This is a genomic window from Paractinoplanes lichenicola (genome assembly GCF_016785085.1).
Taxonomy (GTDB): domain Bacteria; phylum Actinomycetota; class Actinomycetes; order Mycobacteriales; family Micromonosporaceae; genus Actinoplanes; species Actinoplanes lichenicola.
The window spans coordinates 189,455-213,567 of the sequence record NZ_JAENHO010000015.1 but is presented as its reverse complement, the minus strand read 5'-3'; the positions used below and the strand labels follow the sequence as shown (position 1 = coordinate 213,567).

Below are 24,113 nucleotides of genomic sequence, written 5' to 3'. Positions count from 1 at the left end.
GGGCTCCGGGCTCCGGGCTCCGGGCTCCGGGCTCCGGGCTCCGGGCTCCGGGCTCCGGGCTCCGGGCTCCGGGCTCCGGGCTCCGGGCTCCGGGCTCCGGGCTCCGGGCTCCGGGCTCCGGGCTCCGGGCTCCGAAGGAGGCTAAACAGGTGCGTTGTTTCACGTGAAACCGGGGCGGCAGATCCACGTCGCTCCCGGACCTGTGGGTCGCCCCCTAGTAAGCCCTACATCTGAGTGGCGCTTCGCATTGCGCACTGCCGCACCGCCTCTGCCACATCCGAGAACCTCGTCTCCGGGCGCCGGATCTCGACCGCCCACTCAGCACCGCTACTCCAACACCTGCCACACCGCCTAGCCATCTCATCCAGCCATCCCCGCCCGGGCACCCGGTTCTGACGCTGGCGCCGTCTACGGGAGGGCCGCAAGATACCGGCGGCGCAGTTCGTGACCCGTGACTGTGGGCTGACCCAGAGGCCCCAAGTTGTGCGCGCTGACCTTTCGACTCCGATGGCAAGCCGCACCCAGAGGGCTGGGTGATCTCCACCCCTCGGCATCGACCATGAGCCAACGCGCGCGTTGATCGCATACGGGTCCGTGACGCCAAGCATCGGCGAGCCGCTCGGCGGCAACCATGACCCGTCCCCCCAATGAGTCACTAATGGCGGCGATCCCGCGCTGCGCAGCTAGACGCGACGGGCATCTCAGCGGCTAGCGGCAAGTCAGGGCGAAGGCGTGAGGACGCCTCTAGTGTGCCGTGGACACCCAACTAGACGGCGGACGGCTCGGCACTCGACTCGAGCCGAGGGTTGGTCCGGTAGCCCCTACAGTTAGCCGGTGGCAGCCTTGCCAACCCGTCGGCCGCCGACGAGATCGGAAAGATCGGGATTCGACTGCCTTATGGGGGCTACCGAAGCCGGCGCCGCGCATTCAGGGCTCCGCCTCTTACAGCGACACCGTCGCTCGGGGGCCCAACGGGGCGTGGCGGGGCCAGCACCAGGTCGTCGTCGGTGCTGGCCAGTCAAACATCCTCTGGCATGCGCTAGGGGCTGTTTCACGTGAAACGGCACCGGTCAGGTCCGCACGACAGAGCATCTCCCATCCTGCTGAGCGCCGCAGAAGTTGGCTGAGCAGACCGGTATTGGGAGGCCCATAGACGAGCCGACAGCCGCCGAAGATTCGCTTGGCCTTCGACCGAATGTTCGGCACTGAGCAGGGCGATGAGTGGTCGTCCGATAGTAAGGCCGCATGATTTGAGCTCGCGACATCGTCCGGGGCGCAACCTGAGACGGCAGTGCAGTCCGAACGCAAGAATCTCGACAATCCACGACTTGGGTCGCGTGAGCTGGACTTCGTTGCCCCAGCTTCAGTCGTTTCACGTGAAACAGATGTCCCGGCTGTCTCCGGCGCTGCACCAAAAGGGGAACTGCAGGTTCGAGTCAGGGCGAACCCCTCAGCGGAAGCAAGGCCGACAGGATCACACTTGCGACGTGAACTGGCACCCGGCGTAGAGCCCGTCTGGTGCCTGTGGACCGCTTAAGTTATGACTAGTGGATTAAGCCTGTGCCTTGCATCCACAGCTACGTCAGGGTGGGTCATTGGTGTTCGCGGTTGCCGAAGACCTCGCTCATGATGCCTAGCTTGATCGAGGCAGCACGGCCATCGCGGGTCTCGGCCAATTGCCTTCACGTCATCGCTGCATCCCAGGGCTCACCGCGACAGCTCAACTTTCGTCCTAGGCCCAGCCTAAGGCGCGTTCGTTTCACGTGAAACGAAGAACGAAGCAGGGAGACTGCCAAAAAGGTGTCGGTAGCGCAGGGTCGACTACCTCAGCCGGTCGACCAACGCCGGGCTAAGTGCCATCGCACCACCACTGAGCGCATGAGCCAGAACTGCTCGGCCTCCTCATCTCTTCGGGATGCGGCCATCGGCAGGGAGGAGCTCGACACTTTAGGTGCTCCCTCTAGGAGTTAACCGGGGCTGTTATCCATATACGCAGTCAATAGCGGCTCGCTAGGTCAGGTGAATCGAACAATGGCTCGCCGCGGCGGGTTAGCCCGATGCCGCCCTGCCGTACCCACGCGGGCGCTCAGGGTTCGCTCATTGCCCCTCATGTCCTGAACTACCGAGCCGAGTGCCTGATCGACGATTGCAGGCCCAGCGCTGACGAACGACGGATGCGATGTCACGGGCGTCGACGATCGGCAGCACGGGTAGCGGTCGAGGCCCATCATCACGGCTCGACCTGAGCAGCCCCACGTCAAAGCCTCGCAACGCCGTCGGGCAGCATGCTTAGCACCCGAACACAGCTCTCGCCCTACCACTCACCTCGTACGCCGGCACTCAGGAGCAGCGCTCGATTCTCCATGCGAGAGGCTGCAATCTAGAAATCAGCGCCGTGCCGTCCAACTGCGATGTAGCCGGATTCGTCAGTCCCTGGGGCCTACCACCAACGACGCGTTGAGCTCTGAATGCTCGACCAGGCCAAGTCGAGGCATCGCTGCGGCGCGTACTTCCCCGCTCGATACTCGAGCGAGCGCTGACTCGAGTCGGGGCCGGATCGGCGAGGGGGTCAGTCGTGTCGAGGCACTAACAAGACGCCGGTTCGGGTTGAGCAGCGTACGCCGCTGTCGTTATCGCGGGTGGTCCTGTAGTGGTCTGGTACGCCAGCAGGTGCGGGGGAGTGTGCCAGTGAAGCGACGAATAAGTATGGCCAGGGGCGGCGGAACCATTCGATCGCCTGTCTGAGTTACGCGGGAGCACACGCGACAGACCTCACCGTGCACAACGAACGGCTTCAGGCAGGGTCTCGGTAACGAGAGACTCCGCCGCGTGCGACGGGGTATCTGGCGGACACGGAACGGCCATCCCCGAGATCGCGGTAGCGCTTGAACTCGGCCGGCTCCACGCAGCAGGTGACTACATCCGAATCACAGGCTGCCCTATCTCCGCGTGTCGGAACCCTGCCCGGGGAGCCTAGGAATAGGCAAGGCTCGTGCTTCAACCCGTCTCGAAGCCTCGAGCGCAAAACCCAGGCTGCAGCCCTGCCCGAAGGCTGACGAGCAACGTGGGCGGGATTGAGCGGGCCGCGTGCTCCTGCTTGAAGCCAGTTCGTCGAGCCAACCCAAACTGAGCGCACACGAGCCCCGCTCACCAAGGTCGCGGAACCTCTCACAAGCTACGCCTATAGGCACTAACGTACATACATAGATACCTTTTCGAGGTGCTCTTTTACCTTCAAACGTCATCCAATATGGAATGGCATTCGACTTCTGAAAGATGTTCGCAAAACGGACGTCGGAAATGGTCGACGGGTCAGAATCACCGCCGCTCGAAATCTCAGGAGAATGGCTCTGACAGAACCGGATTTGGCCTCGAATCGGAAGGCAGCCGCGGTTCCGCGTGACGGCGCATGCACACAGACGACCCAAAAACCCGAGGGGCACACGATGACTAATCGCGTGCCCCCCGTAGGCCTTGGTTCGGAGGGTCTACTCCTCGCCGCCGGTGCCTTCCTCGTCGACGCCGATCATGCCGACTATCCGCTCGAGGTCGTCCACCGTGGCGAACTCGATCGTGATCTTGCCTTTGTTGCGTCCTATGTCCACCTTGACGCGGGTGTCGAAGCGGTCGGACAGGCGCTCGGCCAGATCGTTGAGCGCCGGCGCGTGCACCTTGGGGCGTCGGCTCGGGGCGGCCTTCTTGGCAGGCCCGTCCGAGGCGGTCAGGGAGACGATCTCCTCGGTAGAGCGTACGGAGAGGCCCTCGGCCACGATTCGCTTTGCCAGTTCCTCCTGGGCCTCCATGTCGTCGAGGCCCAGGAGCGCCCGCGCGTGGCCGGCCGACAGGACACCCGCGGCAACCCGGTTCTGGACCTTCGGCGACAGGTTCAGCAGGCGGATCGTGTTGGAGATCTGGGGGCGGCTACGACCGATCCGCTTGGCCAGCTCCTCGTGCGTGGCGCCGAACTCCTCGAGCAGCTGCTGATACGCGGCCGCCTCTTCCAGCGGGTTGAGGTTCGCCCGGTGAATGTTCTCGAGCAGCGCGTCCCGCAGCATCGCGTCGTCGCGGGTTTCCCGCACGATCGCGGGGATCGACTCACGACCGATCGCCTGCGCGGCACGCCACCGGCGTTCACCCATGACGAGCTCGTACCGGCCGTCGCTGATCTCACGGACGACGATCGGCTGCAGGAAGCCGACCTCCCGGATCGAGGTCTTGAGTTCGTCGAGCGCCTCCTCCTCGAAGACGTGACGAGGCTGCTTCGAGTTCGGCTCGATCGCCGTAACCGAGATCTCGGCGAAGCGTGCGCCCGGGACCGGAGCCAGGTCATCGGCCTTCTCCACGGCCGGCGGTGCGGCGGGAGTGGCGATGATATGCGCAGCGGGCTCGGCCGCAGGAGGCGGCGGGGACGGCGACGTGGACGCCGGAGCCTCTACGGCCGTGGCGGCCGGCGCAGGCGCAGTCGGGATCAGAGCGCCCAGGCCGCGGCCCAGGCCGCCCCGTGGACGGTTCTTCATGCGTTGCCTCCCGTATTGACGCCACGCATCGCGATCTCCAGGGCGGCCTCGAAGTAGCTGGTCGCGCCCCGTGAACCCGGATCGTAGGTCATCACGGACTGCCCGTAGCTAGGAGCCTCCGACACCCGCACGTTACGGGGGATGACGGCGTTCAGCACCTTGGTCCCGAAGTGGTTGCGCACGTCCTGCTCGACCGCGTCGGCCAGGCGCGTACGCCGGTCGTACATGGTCAGCAGGATCGTGGAGACATCCAGCGTCGGGTTGAGGTGCTGGCGTACCAGGTTGATGTTGTTGATCAGTTGGTTCAGGCCTTCCAGCGCGTAGTACTCGCACTGGATAGGAATCAGGACCTCCTGCGCGGCGCACAGCGCGTTGACCGTCAGCAGGCCAAGCGAGGGCGGGCAGTCGATGAAGACGTAGTCGAACTGCTCCGGGTGCGCCGCGATGGCCCGCGCCAGGCGGGACTCACGAGCGACGACCGAGACCAGCTCAATCTCCGCACCGGCCAGGTCGATCGTCGCCGGAACGCACCACAGGTTCGGGATGCCCTCAACCGGCTGGGCAACCTCGGACAGCGGCAGGTTGTCGATGAGGCAGTCGTAGACGTCAGGCACGCCGGCGTGGTGCGGCACGTTGAGCCCGGTCGACGCGTTGCCCTGAGGGTCAAGGTCGACGACGAGCACCCGGTTGCCGTGCAGCGCCAGCGCCACGGCAAGGTTCACCGTCGTGGTGGTCTTGCCTACGCCGCCCTTCTGGTTCGCGACGCAGAGCACCCTCGGGTGGTCCGGACGCGGCATCGTGATCTCGCCGCTCGGGTTGAGGATCTGCACAGCTCGCAACGCTTCCATGGCCAGGGGCGGATCGTCTTCATCCCGGCCCGGCGTTTCACGTGAAACGTGTTCGTCCGGGCTCAAAGGAGGCTCGACGGGGGACACAGGGGTCGAAATGGGGGAGGCGGGCGCGGGTGCCGCCGACACCGGGGAAGTCGCTGCCGCTGGACCCGATCGCGGTGCCGGGGCCGGTCGACGCGGCTCATCGACGGCAGGTTGCTGTGCCGGAGAGCCGTAGATCTGACCACCACCGGGGTAACTGCTGCTCATACGAGGCGACGGCACGCCCTGTTCACCGGTGTTGAATGCGCCACTATGACCGCCCACGCCCGCCCCAGACGCGCGATCGCTGTCGAGAGGTGACTTGGTTTCACGTGAAACACCGTACTCATGCACCGTTTTATCCCTGTTAGTGAGGAACGGGTCGGTCGGCGACACGTGCGTTCCGGCGGCAGAAGACCGGTCCACACTATCGACGCCCGGCCAGCCTACGGCCGTCGGGCGAGCCTCGCCATGGCCGACCGCCTGATGAGGCGAGAGCATCGTAGACACTTCCCCCTCGCCAGGCGACTCGATCACGTAGGCATCCGATGCCATCCTCGCCTCAGGGCCGACAACCTCACCTTCAGCGATCGCCGAATCGGGATTTTCAGAGCGAACCCCTACAGCGGTGGTTACCTCCGAAGTTGCGTGAGAACCCTCCGCTGCGCCGGCAACAACACCCTTTCCCGTACGCCGAAACGCCCGCGACAACCGCAGCAACGCGGCCTTCGCCCCTTCACGCGGAGCGGGAGCTGGAGTCGAACCCGAAGCCGGTTCCGGAGCGGCAGCTACTACCCGAGCCGGAGCTGGTGCCCGAGCCGGAGCCGGAGCTGAAGTCGGTGTCGGTGCTGAAGCTGAAGCCATCGACCCTGGAGCCGAAAGCGGATGAGCCGTGCGGTCCGTTGCGACGCCATAGTCATCAGCCCCCGACTCAACCGGAGCACGTTCGCCGCGGCCGTCAACCGCGACATGTGTCGGGGACGCGCTAGCCGATCCAAACGGAGCGCCGGCCCCTGACCTGGCGTCGCCAGCGGGACCACTATCCGCACCGCCCGCAACAGCAAAGCGGGCGGCAGCGCCGACCCCCGTAGAGGGATCGGAGCCAGAACCGGCCTCGAGCTCCGAAGGCGGCCGCCTCTCACCGACGGATCGAGCCGAGGAGTTCCCCTCAACGACCGGACGCCCACGCTTGCCGCGCTTCCCCTTATTGGCAACAGCTGGAGCTTCCCCAGCCCCGGACCTCCGCTCACCGCTGCCTCTCGACTCCGGGAGCGCCGGCCGCGCGCCGTCAGCTGCCACATCAGAAGACCGGGAACCAAGCGCAGTTCGAGCCTGACCACCGACCGGATCCGAGCGTCGCCCTCCACCCGCTTGGGCGCCCAGTCCACCAGCCGCCCCCGTCCGCGGCACGGACCGACCACGCTCCCCAGGCCGCCGCCCAGGCGGGTGCACAACCGGCGTGGCAGACCCGTCTGAGTCGGTCATCTGAAGGCGCGACGCGTCCCCAGGAGTGACCGGCAAATCGGGCGAGGCACCGCCCTGGTCGGGACGCCTTGTTCTTGCGTTCCGCTTTCGCGCGCCCCGCCTCGACATCTATCCCCTCCGCGGTCTCCCTCGCCCGGGAGCACGCTTGCCGGCCCGTGCGGCCGTATCGCGTCCCGGGCCGGCCGCCCGGGTGGACGGCCTCGGCCGTGTCAGCACGACGACCTCGAGCACTGTCGTGGGCGGGTCGATCAACCCCTCGCCACACAGCCGGAGCACCGGTTCGGAGCCGCCCAGGGCAGCTACCGCTTCGCGGTGCTCCGCCGCTTCCTCGGCGGCCGAGGCGCCCTTGAGCGCCAGGAGCCTGCCGCTGACCCGGGCCAGCGGCAGACACCAGCCGGCCAACCGGTCGAGCGGGGCGACCGCACGCGCTGTGACGACGTCGGCGCCGGCGGGGGGTCCGTCGACGACGTCCTCGGCGCGGCCCCGGACGACCGTGACGGTCGGTTCGAGGCCGAGGGCGGTCACCGCCTCCGACAGGAACGCGGTGCGTCGTGCCAGTGGTTCGACCAGGGTGATGCGTAGATCCGGTCGGGCCACTGCCAGCACGATACCGGGCAAACCGGCACCAGACCCCACGTCGACGACCGAAGCGCCGATAGGGATCATCTGCGACACCACGGCGCAATTGACCAGGTGTCGTTCCCAGATGCGCGGCGCCTCGCGCGGGCCGATGAGCCCCCGCACCACACCGTCGGTGACGAGCAGACGCGCGTAATCCACAGCCAGCCCGAATCGATCCCCGAAGACCGACGCCGCCACTTCCGCGATCTCGGCCGGCGGCTCAGAACCGTCCGTCGTTCGGGCATCCCCAGCGTCAGAAAGTGCAGACTCCGCCGACGGAGAACCGGACGCAGGAGAAGCAGGAGCGGCTGCAGCAGGAGAGCCAGGAGCGGGCGAGGCGGGAGCGGAGCGCGCCTTCCCCGGAAAGGCGATCGGGCGGCGTACAGGCCGACGGAAAGACTGCGGCCCGGGCGATTCCTCACCCGGGCCGGAGTCTCCCGCGCCGAAGCGTGGGTTGGTCATGTCAGTCCGCCACGCGCACCACGATGCGACGGTTGGGCTCGACACCCTCGGACTCGCTCTGCACGCCGCTGATCGCGTTGACCACGTCGTGCACGCACTTGCGCTCGAACGCCGACATCGGCTCGAGGCGTACGGGGTCGCCGTGCTCCTTGACCTTCTCGACCGCGTTGCGGGCGACCGCAGCCAGCTCCTTGCGCCGCGAGGCCCGGTAGCCACCGATGTCGAGCAGCAGGCGCGACGGCGAACCGGTCTGCCGGAAGATCGCCAGGCGGGTCAGCTCCTGCAGCGCCTCGAGCGTGGCGCCGCGCTGGCCGACCAGCGGCTGCAGCCGGCCGCCGACGACCTCGACCATGGGCCGGCCCGCCGACACGAGCTCGTCGATGTCGCCGTCGTAGTCGAGGATGTCGAGCAGACCCTCGATGTAGTCGGCGGCGATCTCGCTCTGGCGGAACAGGTCGCCGTCAGAAGCGACGCTCTCGGACGCCTTCGCCTCTTCGGGCGCGGACGCTGCCTCGGCGGAGACTGACGATTCGGGCGTGCTGGTGTCGGTCACGGTCTCATCTCCGTACTAATCGGGCCGGACCTGCGCGGTCCGCTGTTCCCTCAGCGCCGGGAGCGGTGTGCCGGGGCTGAGGGGAGGTATAGGTAAGGGGAGCGCTCGGGCGCCGCGGAATGCAGGACGCCCGAGCCGCGATCATCCCTTGGGTTTGCTCGCCGGTCGGCCGCCCCGCTTGGGATTCACCGGTTTGGCACCGGGCTTGGGGGCGAGCGCCTTGGTCTCCACGACCGGCTTCTCCGGCTCGGGGGCCGGCTTGTTGCGTCCGAACAGGCCACCGCTGCGGCCGGGCTGCACCGGGCTCTGCGGGGCCTTGCCGCCACCGGCGGGCTTCTTGACGGGCGGGCCGGACGGGCGCGCCGACGAGGACGAGCCGGTCTTGCCGGCCATCGGCGGCGGCGGGAACTTGCGGAGCACCCACTGCTGCTGGCCCAGGGTGAACAGGTTGTTCGTGACCCAGTAGATGATCACACCGATGGGGAAGAGGGCGCCGGAGATGAGCAGCGACGCCGGGATGCCGTAGAGCATCAGGCGCTGGATCATCTTCTGCTGCGGGTCCTCGGCCCAGCCGGTCTTGAGGATCATCTGGCGGCTGGTCAGGTACGTGGTCGCCATCATGATCAGCACCAGGATGCCGGCGATGATCTTGACCGTCGTGCCGTTGGCCTGGAGCGCGTTGAGCTCTTCGGCGGTGGAACCGAACTTGCCGGCGAGCGGCGCGGTGAACAGCGACGCGTGGGTGGCGCTCTCGAACTGCTCGACGGTCCACCCGTACAGGGTCTTGCCCTGGTTGTCGGGGTTGAGCCGGCGCAGCGTGTGGAAAAGGCCGAGGAAGACGGGGATCTGCAAGAACATCGGAAGGCAGCCCATGAGCGGGTTCGCCTTCTCCGTCTTGTAGAGCTCCATCATTTCTTTCTGGAGCGTCTCCCGGTCACCCTTGTGCTTCTCCTGCAGCTCCTTGACCTTGGGCTGCAGCGCCTGCATGGCCCGCTGGCTCTTGATCTGCTTGACGAAGACGGGGAAGAGGATGACCCGGACCGTCACCACGAGGAAGACGATCGCCAGGATCCAGGACCAGTTCGAGCCGATGAATCGGCCGTCGGGCACGCCGATGAAATCCCAGAGGGCATGCCAGCGCAGGAGGATCCACGAAATGGCGTAGTAGATCCAGTCGAGACTCAATTCAGGCTCCAGTCACATCGGCAGGACGGTGACGGATCGGGTCAGGTACCGGGTCGTACCCGCCAGGGTGGAAGGGGTGGCAGCGCAGGAGCCGCCAGACCGTCAGACCTGTCCCTTTTACAGCGCCGTGGCGCGCCAGCGCCTCTTGCGAGTACGCGCTGCACGAGGGATAGAACCGACAGCGAGCCGGCAGCACCGGGCTCACATAACGACGGTACGCGACCACCATCGCGGTCAGCACGCGGGCAAGCAGGCTCATCGAGGCCTCCGAGGCTTGCGTGCGGCCGCCACCGCGGACACCAGATCGTTGCCGAGAGTTGCGGATGAGGCGCCGGCCGAGGCCGGGAGGGCCCTGACGACCAGCATCGAGCCGTCGGGCAGCTCGCCGAGCACCGGACGCACCAGATGCCGCAGACGACGCTTGACCTCGTTGCGGATCACGGCATTGCCGACGGCTTTGGATACGACGAAGCCGGCGCGCGCCGTAGTGGCTTGCACCGGCTCCTCGAGAAGCAGATGAACGACAACCGTGCCCCGGCCGACTCGGCGACCACCGCGAATAGCTGCGGCGAAGTCGGCACTACGCCGCAGTCGCTGAGCCGCGGCCAGCACGACTACCTGGGCATTCCGGCCCGACAGCAGTCGGCTCAGGCCGACAGCTTGTCGCGGCCCTTGGTGCGGCGAGCCGACAGGATCGCGCGACCGGCACGGGTGCGCATGCGCAGCCGGAAGCCGTGGGTCTTGGCACGCCGGCGGTTGTTCGGCTGGTAGGTGCGCTTGCTCACGTCAAAACTCCGTCTTCGTACAACATCCAGGGGGCATCAAAGCTGCAAGACGCCACTTTAGCAGAACGCGGCGGAGCAACCGCTCGACCCTACGCAGGGCGACCACGCCGGTCAACAATAGCCTGCCCGGCGAGCCGTCACGTCTTTCTACACAGGTAGTGAATCTTTTCCCGTGGTCGGACGCCTATCGGTCGATGGCAGAGTTGATGGTTCGACGAGATCGCTGTTAGCGTGCCCGTTTGCTGGTCATCAGCACTGCACGCATACCACGACCAGTCGGCCAAAACCAGACAAGCAGGTAAATCGTTCGCCTCGGTGAACCTCGGGAAATCTCGGTGGGGTCCGCACCTCGGTGTGGCCGTGACGAGGCCCGAGGCAGGCGGTGAGCCTGTTCAGCCGCGCCGTTTCAGGCTCCGGAACGTCTGCCGACCATCCGGCCGGGGAGCGCCCGTCAAGCGGTGCACAGGTTGTGGATAACCTGTGGACAGCCGGTGGCGCCAAGCGTCTTCACCACGTTAAATGTGGTGCTGGGTTGGGGGAGCTGTCGAACGCCGGGAGGGCGCCGACGGGCAAGGCGATGAGCCGGACAAGGTCCACCGGGGGTCGGTGGCGATGGGGGTGGCGCGGCGGTGGCCGATCAGGTCGACCTGGGCGGTGTGTGGAAGGCGACGCTGGATGAACTGGCCGACGAGATCGCGTCGCGCCAGCAGCGGGCTTATCTGCAGCTGACGAAGCTCCGCGCCATAGTCGAGGACACCGCGCTGCTGGCCGTGCCCGACGCTTTCACCCGCGACGTGATCGAGTCGCGCCTGCGCCCGGCGATCACCGAGGCGCTGAGCCGCCGGCTGAACCGCCCGATCCAGGTCGCGGTCACGGTCAAGCCCCCCGAAGACGGCACCGGTCTGCCCGGCACGGTCTACGGCACCCCGGTCGAGCCCCCGTCCGAGGAGGCCGGCGAGCCGCAGCCCCGGCACTACGCGGAGGCGCCCCGCCAGCCCGAACCGCCGTCCTACGACTCTTTCCCGCCCGGCTCGGCGCAGCGCCCCGCCGCGTACCCCCGTGGGGTTCCGGCGGCCCGCGGTGGTCAGGAGGCGCTCTTCGGCGACCCGATGCCCCCGCAGCAGGCACCGATGACCCGCGGCGGCGCTCCAGTGGCGCATGTCACTGAAAAGACTGAATCCAACGATCCGCCCGTGCACTGGATGGCGTCCGATCCGTCCCAGTTGCGCGACAACGGACGCCGGCCCGACGAACACCAGCAGTCCTACGGCGGCGGCAACGACCCCCGCGACGACACGCTGCAGATGCGCGGCGGCGACAACGGCCCCGGTCGCGACAACCGCGACATCCGCCCGTCGAGCAACCCGCGCGGCACCAACGACGGCAACCGGCTCAACCCGAAATACATGTTCGAGACGTTCGTCATCGGCTCGTCCAACCGCTTCGCGCACGCCGCCGCCGTCGCCGTCGCCGAGTCGCCCGCCAAGGCGTACAACCCGCTCTTCATTTATGGCAGCTCCGGTCTGGGCAAGACCCACCTGCTGCACGCGATCGGTCACTACGCGACGACGCTCGGCCATGCCCGGAGTGTCCGCTATGTGTCCACCGAGGAATTCACCAACGACTTCATCAACAGCCTGCGCGACGACAAGACCCAGGCCTTCCAGCGGCGCTACCGCGACGTCGACATCCTGCTGATCGACGACATCCAGTTCCTGGAGAACCGCGAGCGGACGCAGGAGGAGTTCTTCCACACGTTCAACACGCTGCACAACGCGAACAAGCAGATCGTCATCAGCTCCGACCGTTCGCCGCGCCAGCTGGCCACGCTGGAAGACCGCATGCGCACCCGCTTCGAGTGGGGCCTGCTGGCCGACATCCAGCCGCCCGACCTCGAGACGCGTATCGCGATCCTGCAGAAGAAGGCCGCCCAGGAGCGCATGTACGCGCCCGACGACGTCCTCGAGTTCATCGCCTCGCGCGTCTCCAACTCGATCCGCGAGCTCGAAGGCGCCCTCATCCGGGTCACCGCGTTCGCCAGCCTGACCCGCTCCCCGGTCCAGCTCTCGCTGGCCGAAGAAGTCCTGCGCGACTTCATGCCCGACGGCGCCGGCCCCGAGATCACTGCCGACCAGATCATGGTCTCCACGGCCGACTATTTCGGCGTCAGCCTGGAGGACCTGCGCGGTCACTCCCGCTCCCGGGTGCTCGTCAACGCACGCCAGGTCGCCATGTATCTCTGCCGCGAACTGACGGAACTCTCCCTCCCACGAATCGGCCAGGCCTTCGGCGGCCGCGACCACACCACGGTCATGCACGCCGACCGCAAGATCCGCCAGCACATGGCCGAGCGGCGGTCGCTCTACAACCAGATCGCCGAGCTGACCAACCGCATCAAACAGAACACCTAAACCTTTTTCCAGTACGCGGGTGCGCAGCTGAACAACCGCACCAATGACGTCCCCGCCGCTGGGAACCGGGCCGTAGAGATCAAGGCCGCTTCCCGCTTCCGGCGGCCCGGCCCCACAGCCGCGGCCGGCTCCCGCACGGCCCCGGCCCCACCCGAGCCGGTGCACATGGTCGTTCCGGTCATCCACAGACCGTCCCATGTGCACCGACGCAGGTCATGAGCCTGTGGACTGTGGACGATCCCGCCGAACCAGCAGTTCAGGGTCGCTGAACCGCACCCGGCACATCGGCGTCGACCAGCCGTACGGTCCCCTACCCATCCCCGCACCGATGTGAGTACTCACTTACAAACGCATGTAACGGCCGCGGAGTCGAACGCGGCCCTATTGCGACATCGATCGGCCGCCTCAACAAACGATGTGAGTACTCACTTACAAGAAGGATGAGCAGGACGGGCGGGCGAGCGAGCAGGGCGAGCAGGCAGAGCGGGCGGCCGGGCAGGGCGGCCGGGCAGGGCGGCCGGGCAGGGCGGGGGGCGAGCAATGCCGGCGAGCAAGGCCAGCGGGCGAGCAAGGCCGGCGGGCGAGCAGAGCGGGCCAGCGAGCAAGGCGGGCGGGCAAGGCCGGCGGGCGAGCAGGGCGAGCCAGCGAGCAAGGCGGGCAGCCGGCGCAAAAGTCATCCGGGGTCACGCCCGCGACGGTTGTGCACAGCGCCCCGTGTTGATGCCGGGGCGTCGCGTCCACGGCTTGCTATGGCGGGTTGTGCACAGCCGCCTCGTGCCGATATTTGGGGCGTCGCGTCCGGGCGGCCCAGCTGGTGGCCCTGTGGGCATCCACGGCTTGCCACGGCGGATTGCGCACAGACTCCTCGTGCTGGTGCGGTGGCGTCGCGTCCGGGCGGCCCAGCTGGTGACCCTGTGGGCGTCCACGGCTTGCCACGGCGGATTTGTGCACAGCCGCCTCGTGTTGATGTAAGGGCGTCGCGTTCACGGCTTGCCGCGGCGGGTTGTGCACAGCCGAGATTTCGCTGACTTCGATGCTTTGCCAACGGGCCTCCAGGGCTGTGCATAACTCCGAACGTCGAGGATGAGCACGCTGTCTTCGCTGGTTAGGGAGTTATGCACAGGGTTGCCGCCGGTGGAGTTGGCGCCTGTGGGGACGGCTGCTGGGGCTGTGTGCGGCCGGGAGGAGGACGGCGGGGGAGCTGTTGTCCACAGCGTGGTCGGCGGTCGTAGCCGTGCCGGGTGATCGCTCAACGCGGGCGGTGGAGCAGACCTGCGGGCTGGGGGTTTCGCTCGACGTGACGGGGCCTGGACGGAGCGTTGTCCCCAGGGGGCAGGCGGTTATCCACAGGGTTGTCCGTCGCCCGTAAGGGGTAATTCTCCGCATTCCTCAGTATTTGTCCACAGGCTGTGGAAGACGAGGGCACGTGGCGGCGGGAGTTCTCCACAGGGGTTGGTGGTCGATGGCTTCGACGGAACGGCCGGACGGGGCTTGGGCACCGCGGAACTCGACTCATCCCCAACCCCGGTTTGTCAACGCCGGGACGGGACCGTTTCGTGCCAACGTTGTCCACACCAATCCACAGGCGTTCACAGGGGTTTATCCCCAGCGGTGGATAACGAGTTGGCCCGCTGCCCACAGATGTGGACAACTCCTGGGGAAATCGATGTGGACAAACACAGAGAGTCACCCGGGTTTCCACCGCCTGTGGAAACGTGTGGATTTCCTGTTGAAGAAACTGGGGACGACGGGCCGATGGCGTACCGACGTTGTCCACAGACCTGGGTACAAAACCCGTGGATATCCGGTGGATAGCCGGTGGACAACGGTGGACAACCGGCCGGCGGCTCTCCGACTGTGGACGCAGGCCGGGGTTTGTACCCTGGTTTCCCACATGTGAATCACCGGTGGATAACCCTGTGACCTGCGGAAACTTGAGTTCTCCACACTATGCACAGGACCGATGAAGACGACTAGTTATCTCTCTAAGACAACAAAAAGCAATCAACGGCGTTGTGGAACTTGTGGATTGTTGGCTGACGGCTCGCCGGGAGACCAGCTCCTCAAAACCTCACCGAGGCCCGGAGGTCCTCGAGCCAGGAGGACAGCGAACGGCCGAAGCAGGGAACAGCGGACAGCTGAGAACGGGGAGCGGCCGAGAGCTGGGGCAGATGCGGCTGACGGAAGACGGACACCGGCTGAGCGACACGGTCGGCGTACGGAAACATCGGGCACCACGCCTGGCACACCCCGGAGCCACCGGGGCGGGTCGGCAGCGGTCACCATGGTGGACGACACTGATTAGGCCCTGATCGGCTCGACGAATAAGGTTCGTGGGGGTCGACGACGCCCCCGACAGGAAGCGACGCGGAGGACAGCATGAAGTTCCGGGTGGAGCGAGACGCACTCGCCGACGCCGTGGCGTGGACGGCGAAGAGCCTGCCCAGCCGGCCGTCGGTGCCGGTGCTCGCCGGCGTCATGCTGCGCGTCACCGACAGCCGGCTCCAGGTCTCCGGCTTCGACTACGAGGTTTCCAGCCAGGTCACGGTGGATGTGCAGGCCGACGCCGACGGCGCCGCGCTCGTCTCCGGCCGGCTCCTCGCCGAGATCACCAAGGCGCTGCCGGCCAAGCCGGTCGACATCGCCGCCGTCGGGGCGCATCTCGAGCTGGTCTGCGGCAGCGCCCGCTTCACCCTGCCGACGATGCCCGTCGAGGATTACCCGAGCCTGCCCGAGATGCCGTCGAGCGCCGGCACAGTCGACGCGGCCGCCTTCGCCGCCGCCGTGGCTCAGGTGGCCATCGCCGCCGGTCGTGACGAGACGCTGCCGATGATGACCGGCGTGCGGATCGAGCTCAACGGGTCGAGCATGGCCATGCTGGCCACCGACCGCTACCGCCTGGCCATGCGCGAGATGGAGTGGGACCCGGACGACTCCGAGATCAGCCTCAACGCGCTCGTCCCGGCCAAGACGCTGAACGACACCGCGAAGACGCTGGGCCCGCTCGGCGGCTCGGTCGTGCTGGCGCTGGCTCAGGGCAACGCGGGCGAGGGCATGATCGGTTTCGCCGGCGGCACCCGCCGCACGACGAGCCGGCTGCTCGACGGGGCCAACTACCCGCCGGTCCGTTCGCTCTTCCCGGCCAGCAGCAACGCGCAGGCCCAGATCGGGGTGGCCGCGCTCGTCGAGGTCGTCCGTCGTGTCGCGCTGGTCGCCGAGCGCACCACCCCGGTGCTGCTGAGCTTCAGTGAGGACGGTCTGGTCGTCGAGGCCGGCGGGACGGAAGAGGCGCGGGCCAGCGAGGCCATGGAGGCCACGTTCACCGGCGAGCCGCTGACCATCGGTTTCAACCCGCAATACCTGATCGACGGCCTGCAGAACCTGGGCGCGCCCAACGCGATCTTCTCGTTCGTCGACGCATTCAAGCCCGCTGTGATCTCCCCCGCATCCGAAAACGGCGAAATCGTGCCCGGTTACCGCTATCTGATCATGCCGATCCGGGTAACCCGCTGATACTGAAGGTTGTTCAGGCGATCGGCCGCAGGTCACCGGTTCGGTGTCCGCAGCCCTGAATAATCTTCACCGGGCACGACAGCAACGCTCATCTAGGGGGACACCATGCAGCTCGGCCTCATCGGTCTCGGCCGAATGGGTGGGAACATGCGCGACCGGATCCGCGCAGCCGGACACGAGGTGGTCGGCTACGACCACCACCCGGAGAACAGCGACGTGGCCAACCTGGCCGAACTGGTCTCGAAGCTCACCGCGCCGCGGGCCATCTGGACCATGGTCCCGGCCGGCAAGATCACCGAAGGCGCCATCACCGAGCTCGCCGGGCTGCTCGAGCCGGGCGACATCATCATCGACGGTGGCAACTCCAAGTTCACCGACGACGCCCCGCGGGCCGAGCGCCTCAAGCCCAAGGGCATCCACTACCTCGACGTCGGCGTCTCCGGCGGCATCTGGGGCAAGGACAACGGGTACGCGCTGATGGTCGGCGGCGACGCCGAGATCGTGGCCAAGGTCCAGCCGATCTTCGACGCGCTCAAGCCGGCCGGCGATTTCGGCTTCGCGCACGCCGGCACGCACGGCGCCGGGCACTACGCCAAGATGATTCACAACGGCATCGAGTACGGGATGATGCAGGCGTACGGCGAGGGTTACGAGATCCTCATCGCGTCCGAGCTGGTCCACAACGTGCCCGCCGTGATCAAGAGCTGGCGCGAGGGCTCGGTCGTCAAGTCCTGGCTGCTCGACCTGCTCGACCGGGCGCTCGACGAGGACCCGACGCTCTCCAACCTCAAGGGCTACGTCGACGACACCGGCGAGGGCCGCTGGACCGTCGACGAGGCCATCCGCCTCGCCGTGCCCGCCCACGTCCTGGCCGCCTCGATCTTCACCCGGTTCGAGTCCCGGCAGGACGACTCGCCCGCGATGAAGGCCGTGGCGGCGCTGCGTCAGCAGTTCGGCGGCCACGCCGTCAAGCGCTGAGGCCCACGTGTACGTACGCCGGGTCGAGCTGACCGACTTCCGTTCCTACGAGCGAGTGGCGGTCGATCTCGAACCCGGCGTGTCCGTGCTGGTCGGCCAGAACGGCATGGGCAAGACCAACCTGATCGAAGCGCTGGGCTATGTGGCCACTCTGGACAGTCACCGGGTGGCCACCGACGCTCCCCTCGTACGGGCCGGCGCGGCCTCGGCCGTGATCCGGTGCGCGATCGTCCACGAGGGACGTGAGCTGCTGGTCGAGCTGGAGATCGTGCCCGGCAAGGCGAACCGGGCCCGGCTCAACCGCTCGCCGGTGCGGCGCCCGCGCGAGGTGCTGGGCGCCCTGCGCATGGTGCTTTTCGCCCCGGAGGACCTCGAGCTCGTACGGGGTGATCCGTCCGAACGGCGTCGCTACCTCGACGATCTCCTCGTCGCCCGGCAGCCCCGCTTCGCCGGGGTGCGCTCCGACTATGACCGCGTCGTCAAGCAGCGCAACGCCCTGCTGCGTACGGCGTATCTGACCCGCAAGGTCGGCGGGAACCGCGGCCAGGATCTCTCCACCCTCGCGGTCTGGGATCAGCATCTCGCCCATCACGGCGCCGAGCTGCTGGCCGGTCGGCTCGAGCTGGCCGCGGCGCTCGGGCCGCATCTGACCAAGGCGTACGACGCGGTCGCGGCCGGTCGCACGTCCGCCGCCATCGCGTACGCGTCCCGGCTCGGCGACGGGCTCACCGCCGACCGCCCGGCCCTCGAGCAGGCGCTGCTCGACTCGCTGCAGGAACGGCGCCCGGCCGAGATCGAGCGCGGCACCACCCTGGTCGGCCCGCACCGTGACGACATGACCCTCAACCTGGGCGACCTGCCGGCCAAGGGCTATGCGAGCCACGGCGAGTCCTGGTCGTTCGCGCTGGCCCTGCGCCTGGCCGCGTACGACCTGCTGCGCTCGGACGGCATCGAGCCGGTGCTGGTGCTCGACGACGTGTTCGCCGAGCTCGACGGTGGCCGCCGCGACCGGCTCGCCGCGCTCGTCTCCGACGCCGCCCAGCTGCTGGTGACGTGTGCCGTGCCCGAGGACGTGCCGGACGCCCTGCGCGGCGCCCGCTTCGACGTGACGACAGGAGCGGTGTCCCGTGCCTAGCGAGAACGACCGGGAGCGGCACGACGAGCTGGTTCGCGAGCGCCATCAGGGCCTGGCCCGCGAGCGCAACGCCGACCTGTCCCGCGGCCTGCGCGACGACCTCGTCCGCGAGCAGCGTCCGCCCCGGGCCCGCGGCGACCGCCCCGACGCCCCATCCACAGCCGAACGGTTTTATCCACAGGCCGACCCCGACGGTGTGGCCCGGCAGGAGCTGGGCGCGGCCGACGAGGGCTGGTACGCGGCGGAGGGTGCCCGAGATCGCGATGAGCGGCCCGCAGCGGCCCCCGGCGGAGTCGACCATGGTCCCGGCGGGGGCGAGGGCGCCTCGGAGCCTCAGGGCGGCGCTGAGGGCGGTTCCGGGCCGCAACTGGCCCGCGCCGTGCTCGACGCCGCCCTCGCCAAGCGCCGGGAGGCCGCGCGCAACCCCCGGCGACGCTCCGGCGGCTCGGGTGAGGGCTCGGGCCGGCGGCTGCGCGGCTATTCAGGTCCCGGGCCCGACCCGCGCGACCCGGCGCTCTTCGGTGACGTGCTGCAACGCCTGATGAAGGCCCGCGGCTGGGAGCGCCCGAAGGCCGAGGCCACGGTGTTCGGCGCCTGGGAGAAGGTCGTCGGGCCCGACATCGCCCAGCACAGCCGCCCGGTGAAGCTCGACGCCGGCGTGCTGACGGTCGAGGCCGAGTCGACCGCCTGGGCCACCCAGCTGCGTCTGCTCGCCGCCAAACTGCTGCGCAGCATCGCCGCCGAGGTCGGCCACAACGTCGTCACCAAGCTCAACATCCACGGCCCGGCCGCCCCCTCGTGGAGTAAGGGTCCCCGCCGTGTCCAGGGCCGTGGCCCGCGCGACACCTACGGCTGATAGACCCGCTCGATCGGCAGCGCCGGGTTGGTCGCCGCGGGTTCGGCCAGACCAGGGTCGTCGAGCAGGGTGAGAATCCGCGCCACCGGCAGCCGCGGGCAAGAGGCCATGGCTTCCCGTACGCCCGGGTCCGGATCGCCGAGCAGCCGGTCGACCACCTGGGGATCGGCCTGTGGATCGCGCGCCACCAGCCGCCTGACCCGCGGGTCCTTGTCGCCGGCGAAGCGCGCCAGCCCGTCGACCGGAAATCGCGGATGGGACTCGAGCCGGCCGCGGCCGCAGCCGGTGTGCTCGAGGAAGCTGCGCAGCACCAGTTCGGGCGGCGCGGCCGGGTTGTGGATGGCGGTGAGCACGCGTACGCCCAGATCGGGGTCCGCACTCGCCGGTGGCAGCTCGGGATGGCGGGCCGCGCGCCGGCGCAGCAGCGGGTTCACCGACCGGGCCCAGCGCCGGGCGTCCTCCAGGGGCGGCGGCCGGTTGTCGCCGTGCGGTTCGTGGCATCGCGCCGACGTCCCGTAGTGCTCGTCGCCCGGCATCGTCGTGACGTCGATGTCGATGCCGGCCCGCTGCGCCTCGGTCAGGCCCGGATGAACCGACACCGCCGTACGCACCCCCGCGTCGGCGTCGGCGGCCAGCCGCAGCAACTGGCCCTCGGTGAGATCGGCCCGCCCGGCGAGGCGCTGGCGGACCCGGGCCGACGGGTGCCGCATCAGCTCCTCGACCACGTCGGGCGGCGTCGTCGGGTTGGGCCCGACGAAGTAGAGCGCCTGCTCGTCGCCGAGCACCTGGTCGATCAGGGCGCGTGACAGCGGCTGCTGCAGCACCCACCAGAATCCGTGGGAGTGGGTCGACGGCAGGTCGGCCGGCTCCCGGAGCCGCGCGTTCTCGGCGATCCGGTGCTCGGCGGCCAGCCGGACCTCGGTCACGGGATCGGCGGCCAGTCTCGGCAGGTGCTCGCGTACGTGGACGGCGTGCAGCCGGATCCGCGGATCGGGGTGGGACGTGGCCACGGCGTACAGCCGCGGGTCGTACCCGACCGCGAACTCCAGCTCGCCGATGATCTCCTGCTGCGTCATCAGGTCCTCGGGCCGGGGGTCGGCGGCGTCGGTCAGCAGACGGGCCAGGTCGTCCTCGGTGAGCCGCATCCGCGCGGCCACCCGTATCCGCACGCGCCAGCTCGGCGTGGCGAGCAACCGGCGTTGAAGATCGGGGTCGGTGCCCGGGTGCTCGGCCAGCACGCCGACCAGCCGGCCGGCCAGCAGCGCCTCCTGGAGCGGCCGGGGCAGGTGGGCCCGGTGCGGCAGGGCCTGGCGGAGCGCCTCCGGGGCCCTGGCCAGCAGGCTGAGCAGGACGTCAACCGACGCGGCGGGGTTGCGGCCCAGGCCGCGCAGGACCGGTTCGGGGTTTCTGAGCGCCACCATTTACGCAGGCCGCCCGGGTGGGTTTCGCGTTCTGGACGCGCCAGCGGCCAGCGAAGCCCGCCCGGGTCCCCGCGGGAGCGACGGTCCGTACCCACCACCCCGCTGGGACATCTGGCTCTTGATGTGGCTCTTAATAGTCGGCAAAGACCGCATACCCTCGCTCGGCGCAGCGGCGGTAGAAACCGGCCAGGATGGCCAGCTCGGAGCGGGCGAAACTCCAGTGCGGGGCGTTGCCGGCGTCGTCGCGCAGCGCGGACAGGCGCTGGTCGAGCCACCGCAGCTGCTGCTCGGCGAGCCGGCCGGCGGCGACCGCGTCCCGCATGACCTGGGCCACCGTGTCAAAGGTGACCAGGTCGCCGTGGGGCTCGTGGCCCTCGACGAAGCGCTCGAGGCCGCCGGCGATCCAGGCGCAGCCGTCGGGGTCGATCACCGGATCCTCGTCCTCGGCCGCGGCGTCGGTGGCATAGAGGACGCCGTCGAGACCCAGGAGCAGATCAACCAATTCCGTGTACGCCGTGGCGCGCACCGTGCCGGTCTTGGCGATGTGCAGCGCCAGGGCTCCCGTGGGCGCGGCGATCTCGGGCGCGTCGGCGATCGCCCCGAAGTCGACGAACTCGGCGGGAGCCACCGGGTCGTAGTACTGATTCGTCCGCGGCCAGTGCACCGCGACGTTGTCCAGCCCCTTGTCGTGCGCCATGTGGGGGCCACCCCTCCTCGACCTGCGTCGCGGCTTTCCGGCCACTACCGGCCCGCGCGGGCAGAGGTTACGACACAAACCCCCGCCGTTGGGAGGCAGTGTCGCAGTGCGTGGCGGCGACCCGCGGAAGGCGCGCCCCAACGGTCGGCCGCCGGATCACTTGCCGTTGCGCGAGGTCCCCGTTCCGTGTAGGGGGAGACTCGGGAGCGGCCCTCGACGCGTCTGCGGCAATCTCAGGCACCCGGAAGGGGTGCCGCACCCTCACGAACTCGACTCGGCGGAGTAGAATCGATGGAGACCGGGAAAACCTCTGCGTGATGGTCACGGTTCAGTCCCGTCCGGGACTAAACGGACTGGTGCCGTCACGCTACGCGGTTTTTCCAGCCGATCACGATCCGCGGGCCTGCCGCGGCGACCGGCGTGCACGGTTCCACCGGTGGTCCGCTCGCTCCTCCCCGCGGGTTGTCGCCTGTGGCTCACCCTGCCTGCCGCCGCCCGCCGCGCGCCCGCTTACCCCGTGCGGGGCTCGTCAGGGCCCTGTCGCGAGAAAGTGGCCGAGGGTGGCAGAGAACAAGGAATACGGTGCCGATTCGATCACCGTGCTGGAGGGCCTGGAGGCGGTTCGCAAGCGTCCGGGCATGTACATCGGCTCCACCGGCGAACGCGGTCTGCACCACCTCGTCTGGGAGGTCGTCGACAACGCGGTCGACGAGGCGCTGGCCGGCTACTGCGACACCATCGACGTGATTCTGCTGGCCGACGGCGGTGTCTCGGTCACCGACAACGGCCGCGGCTTCCCGGTCGACCTGCACCCCAAGCTCAAGAAGCCCGGCGTCGAGGTCGCGCTGACCGTGCTGCACGCCGGCGGCAAGTTCGACGGCAAGGCGTACGCGGTCTCCGGTGGCCTGCACGGCGTCGGCGTGTCGGTCGTGAACGCGCTCTCCACCCGGATGGCGGTCGAGATCCACAAGTCGGGCTTCGTCTGGCGGCAGAAGTACGACGCCTCCAAGCCCGGCCCGCTGGAGAAGGGCGAGACCACCGACGGCACCGGCTCGACGGTGCAGTTCTGGCCCGACGCGACGGTCTTCGAGACGGTCGAGTTCGACTGGCAGACGATCTACCGCCGCCTGCAGGAGATGGCCTTCCTCAACCGGGGACTGACCATCAACCTCACCGACGAGCGGGCCGAGTCGGCCGACGACAGCGGCGAGCCGCGCAAGGTCACTTTCATGTACGCGGGGGGCATCGCCGACTTCGTGCGCCACCTCAACGCGACCAAGAGCCCGATCCACAAGACGGTGGTCGAGTTCCAGGCCGAGGACAACGAGGCCCGCATGGCGGTCGAGATCGCGATGCAGTGGAACGAGTCGTACGGCGAGTCGGTCTACACCTTCGCCAACCGCATCAACACGCACGAGGGTGGCACCCACGAGGAGGGCTTCCGGGCCGCGCTGACCGGTGTCGTCAACCGGTACGGCAAGGACAAGAAGCTGCTCAAGGGCGATCAGAACCTCTCGGGCGAGGACATCCGCGAGGGCCTGGCCGCGATCATCTCGGTGACGCTGGCCAACCCGCAGTTCGAGGGCCAGACCAAGACGAAGCTCGGCAACACCGACATGAAGAGCTTCGTGCAGAAGGTCGCCAACGAGCAGCTGGCCGACTGGTTCGACCGCAACCCGGCCGAGGCCAAGCAGATCATCACCAAGGCCGACCAGGCGGCCCGGGCCCGCATCGCCGCCCAGCAGGCCCGCAAGCTGGCCCGGCGCAAGTCGCTGCTCGAGTCGGGCTCGATGCCGGGCAAGCTGGCCGACTGCCAGTCGACCGACCCGCGCGAGTCGGAGCTGTTCATCGTCGAGGGTGACTCGGCCGGCGGCTCGGCCAAGCAGGGCCGCAACAGCCGGATCCAGGCCATCCTGCCGATCCGCGGCAAGATCCTGAACGTGGAGAAGGCCCGGATCGACCGGGTGCTGAAGAACAACGAGGTCCAGGCGCTGATCACCGCCATGGGCACCGGCATCCACGAGGACTTCGACGTCAGCAAGCTGCGCTATCACAAGATCGTGCTGATGGCCGACGCCGACGTCGACGGCCAGCACATCCAGACGCTGCTGCTGACCCTGCTGTTCCGCTTCATGCGGCCGCTGGTCGAGCTGGGCCACGTCTATCTGGCCGCCCCGCCGCTTTACAAGATCAAGTGGAACAAGCGCGGCGACGACGCGCAGTACGCCTACTCCGACCGTGAGCGTGACGGCCTGATCGCCCTGCGTCAGCAGAAGAAGGCGAACGCCAAGCCGGACGACATCCAGCGGTTCAAGGGTCTCGGCGAGATGAACTTCCACGAGCTGTGGGACACCACGATGGACCCGGCCACCCGGACGCTACGCCAGGTGACGCTCGACGACGCCGCGGTGGCCGACGAGCTCTTCAGCGTGCTGATGGGTGAGGACGTCGAGGCGAGGCGCTCGTTCATCCAGCGCAACGCCAAGGACGTGCGGTTCCTCGACATCTAGATGGCCGCCCGGGGGGCGCTGTATCCACAGCGTCCCCCGGCTTTCCACAACGTTATCCACAGCAGGATGCGTAGTTTCGCCGTACATGTCTGGTTTTACCTTGAGTAAGGGT

Annotated in this window: 16 protein-coding genes; 6 read left to right on the top strand and 10 right to left on the bottom strand. The window is 68.3% G+C overall.

Annotated elements, in window-relative coordinates; translation table 11 throughout:
- Positions 1-3,488 precede the first annotated feature (3,488 nt).
- From JKJ07_RS41720 to rpmH, 8 genes are all read right to left on the bottom strand, one after another.
- Positions 3,489-4,517: a ParB/RepB/Spo0J family partition protein gene (locus JKJ07_RS41720; protein WP_202997531.1), complete on the bottom strand. Its 1,029-nt coding sequence runs from the start codon at positions 4,515-4,517 to the stop codon at positions 3,489-3,491.
- Positions 4,514-5,617, bottom strand: coding sequence for a ParA family protein (locus JKJ07_RS41715; protein WP_307834685.1), 1,104 nt, complete (start codon positions 5,615-5,617; stop codon positions 4,514-4,516). The genes JKJ07_RS41720 and JKJ07_RS41715 overlap by 4 nt, the downstream gene beginning before the upstream one ends.
- 1,365 nt (positions 5,618-6,982) lie before the next feature.
- A complete protein-coding gene (gene rsmG, locus JKJ07_RS41710) occupies positions 6,983-7,693 on the bottom strand; it encodes a 16S rRNA (guanine(527)-N(7))-methyltransferase RsmG (RefSeq protein WP_438871476.1) in 711 nt (236 codons plus the stop codon).
- A gap of 265 nt (positions 7,694-7,958) precedes the next feature.
- Positions 7,959-8,510: a Jag family protein gene (locus JKJ07_RS41705; protein ID WP_202997529.1), complete on the bottom strand. Its 552-nt coding sequence runs from the start codon at positions 8,508-8,510 to the stop codon at positions 7,959-7,961.
- A gap of 141 nt (positions 8,511-8,651) precedes the next feature.
- A complete protein-coding gene (yidC, locus tag JKJ07_RS41700) occupies positions 8,652-9,695 on the bottom strand; it encodes a membrane protein insertase YidC (RefSeq protein WP_202997528.1) in 1,044 nt (347 codons plus the stop codon).
- 1 nt (position 9,696) lies between these two features.
- Positions 9,697-9,954 carry a membrane protein insertion efficiency factor YidD gene (yidD, locus tag JKJ07_RS41695; protein WP_202997527.1) on the bottom strand — a complete coding sequence of 86 codons (258 nt, stop codon included), beginning with the start codon at positions 9,952-9,954 and terminating at the stop codon, positions 9,697-9,699.
- Positions 9,951-10,307, bottom strand: a complete 357-nt coding sequence (rnpA, locus tag JKJ07_RS41690) for a ribonuclease P protein component (protein ID WP_202997526.1) — start codon at positions 10,305-10,307, stop codon at positions 9,951-9,953. Before rnpA ends, yidD begins: the two co-directional genes overlap by 4 nt.
- A gap of 35 nt (positions 10,308-10,342) precedes the next feature.
- Positions 10,343-10,480 (bottom strand): 50S ribosomal protein L34, encoded by a 138-nt coding sequence (rpmH, locus tag JKJ07_RS41685; protein ID WP_014448226.1) that lies wholly within the window; start codon positions 10,478-10,480, stop codon positions 10,343-10,345.
- A gap of 629 nt (positions 10,481-11,109) precedes the next feature.
- Here rpmH and dnaA point away from each other — a divergent pair.
- The 5 genes from dnaA to JKJ07_RS41660 all read left to right on the top strand — a co-directional run bounded on the left by dnaA (position 11,110) and on the right by JKJ07_RS41660 (position 19,373).
- A complete protein-coding gene (gene dnaA, locus JKJ07_RS41680; protein ID WP_202997525.1) occupies positions 11,110-12,891 on the top strand; it encodes a chromosomal replication initiator protein DnaA in 1,782 nt (593 codons plus the stop codon).
- 2,379 nt (positions 12,892-15,270) lie between these two features.
- The gene (dnaN, locus tag JKJ07_RS41675) at positions 15,271-16,404 is read left to right on the top strand and encodes a DNA polymerase III subunit beta (RefSeq protein WP_202997524.1); all 1,134 of its coding nucleotides are present in this window, start codon (positions 15,271-15,273) and stop codon (positions 16,402-16,404) included.
- Positions 16,405-16,509: 105 nt separating this feature from the next.
- Entirely contained in the window at positions 16,510-17,382 is an 873-nt protein-coding gene (gene gnd / locus JKJ07_RS41670) for a phosphogluconate dehydrogenase (NAD(+)-dependent, decarboxylating) (RefSeq protein WP_202997523.1), read from the top strand.
- A gap of 7 nt (positions 17,383-17,389) precedes the next feature.
- Positions 17,390-18,517, top strand: coding sequence for a DNA replication/repair protein RecF (gene recF, locus JKJ07_RS41665; RefSeq protein ID WP_202997522.1), 1,128 nt, complete (start codon positions 17,390-17,392; stop codon positions 18,515-18,517).
- Positions 18,518-18,728: 211 nt separating this feature from the next.
- The gene (locus JKJ07_RS41660; RefSeq protein ID WP_202997557.1) at positions 18,729-19,373 is read left to right on the top strand and encodes a DciA family protein; all 645 of its coding nucleotides are present in this window, start codon (positions 18,729-18,731) and stop codon (positions 19,371-19,373) included.
- On the opposite strand, the gene JKJ07_RS41655 is transcribed toward JKJ07_RS41660, so the two are convergent.
- Together JKJ07_RS41655 and JKJ07_RS41650 are read right to left on the bottom strand one after the other, a co-directional pair.
- Positions 19,364-20,794, bottom strand: a complete 1,431-nt coding sequence (locus tag JKJ07_RS41655; RefSeq protein WP_236030776.1) for a hypothetical protein — start codon at positions 20,792-20,794, stop codon at positions 19,364-19,366. The two genes, JKJ07_RS41660 and JKJ07_RS41655, sit on opposite strands and share 10 nt — an antisense overlap.
- A 130-nt stretch (positions 20,795-20,924) precedes the next feature.
- Complete coding sequence (locus JKJ07_RS41650; RefSeq protein WP_202997521.1) at positions 20,925-21,491, bottom strand: hypothetical protein; 567 nt, start codon at positions 21,489-21,491, stop codon at positions 20,925-20,927.
- Positions 21,492-22,051: 560 nt separating this feature from the next.
- Between JKJ07_RS41650 and gyrB the strand changes: the two genes are divergently transcribed.
- A complete protein-coding gene (gene gyrB, locus JKJ07_RS41645) occupies positions 22,052-24,001 on the top strand; it encodes a DNA topoisomerase (ATP-hydrolyzing) subunit B (protein ID WP_202997520.1) in 1,950 nt (649 codons plus the stop codon).
- Positions 24,002-24,113: the final 112 nt, after the last annotated feature.

Coding starts and splice junctions, on each gene's coding strand:
- JKJ07_RS41720 (WP_202997531.1), bottom strand. CDS start 4,517: ATGAAGAACCGTCCACGGGGCGGCCTGGGCCGCGGCCTGGGCGCTCTG.
- JKJ07_RS41715 (WP_307834685.1), bottom strand. CDS start 5,617: ATGAGCAGCAGTTACCCCGGTGGTGGTCAGATCTACGGCTCTCCGGCA.
- yidD (WP_202997527.1), bottom strand. CDS start 9,954: ATGAGCCTGCTTGCCCGCGTGCTGACCGCGATGGTGGTCGCGTACCGT.
- dnaN (WP_202997524.1), top strand. CDS start 15,271: ATGAAGTTCCGGGTGGAGCGAGACGCACTCGCCGACGCCGTGGCGTGG.
- gnd (WP_202997523.1), top strand. CDS start 16,510: ATGCAGCTCGGCCTCATCGGTCTCGGCCGAATGGGTGGGAACATGCGC.
- JKJ07_RS41655 (WP_236030776.1), bottom strand. CDS start 20,794: ATGGTGGCGCTCAGAAACCCCGAACCGGTCCTGCGCGGCCTGGGCCGC.
- JKJ07_RS41650 (WP_202997521.1), bottom strand. CDS start 21,491: ATGGCGCACGACAAGGGGCTGGACAACGTCGCGGTGCACTGGCCGCGG.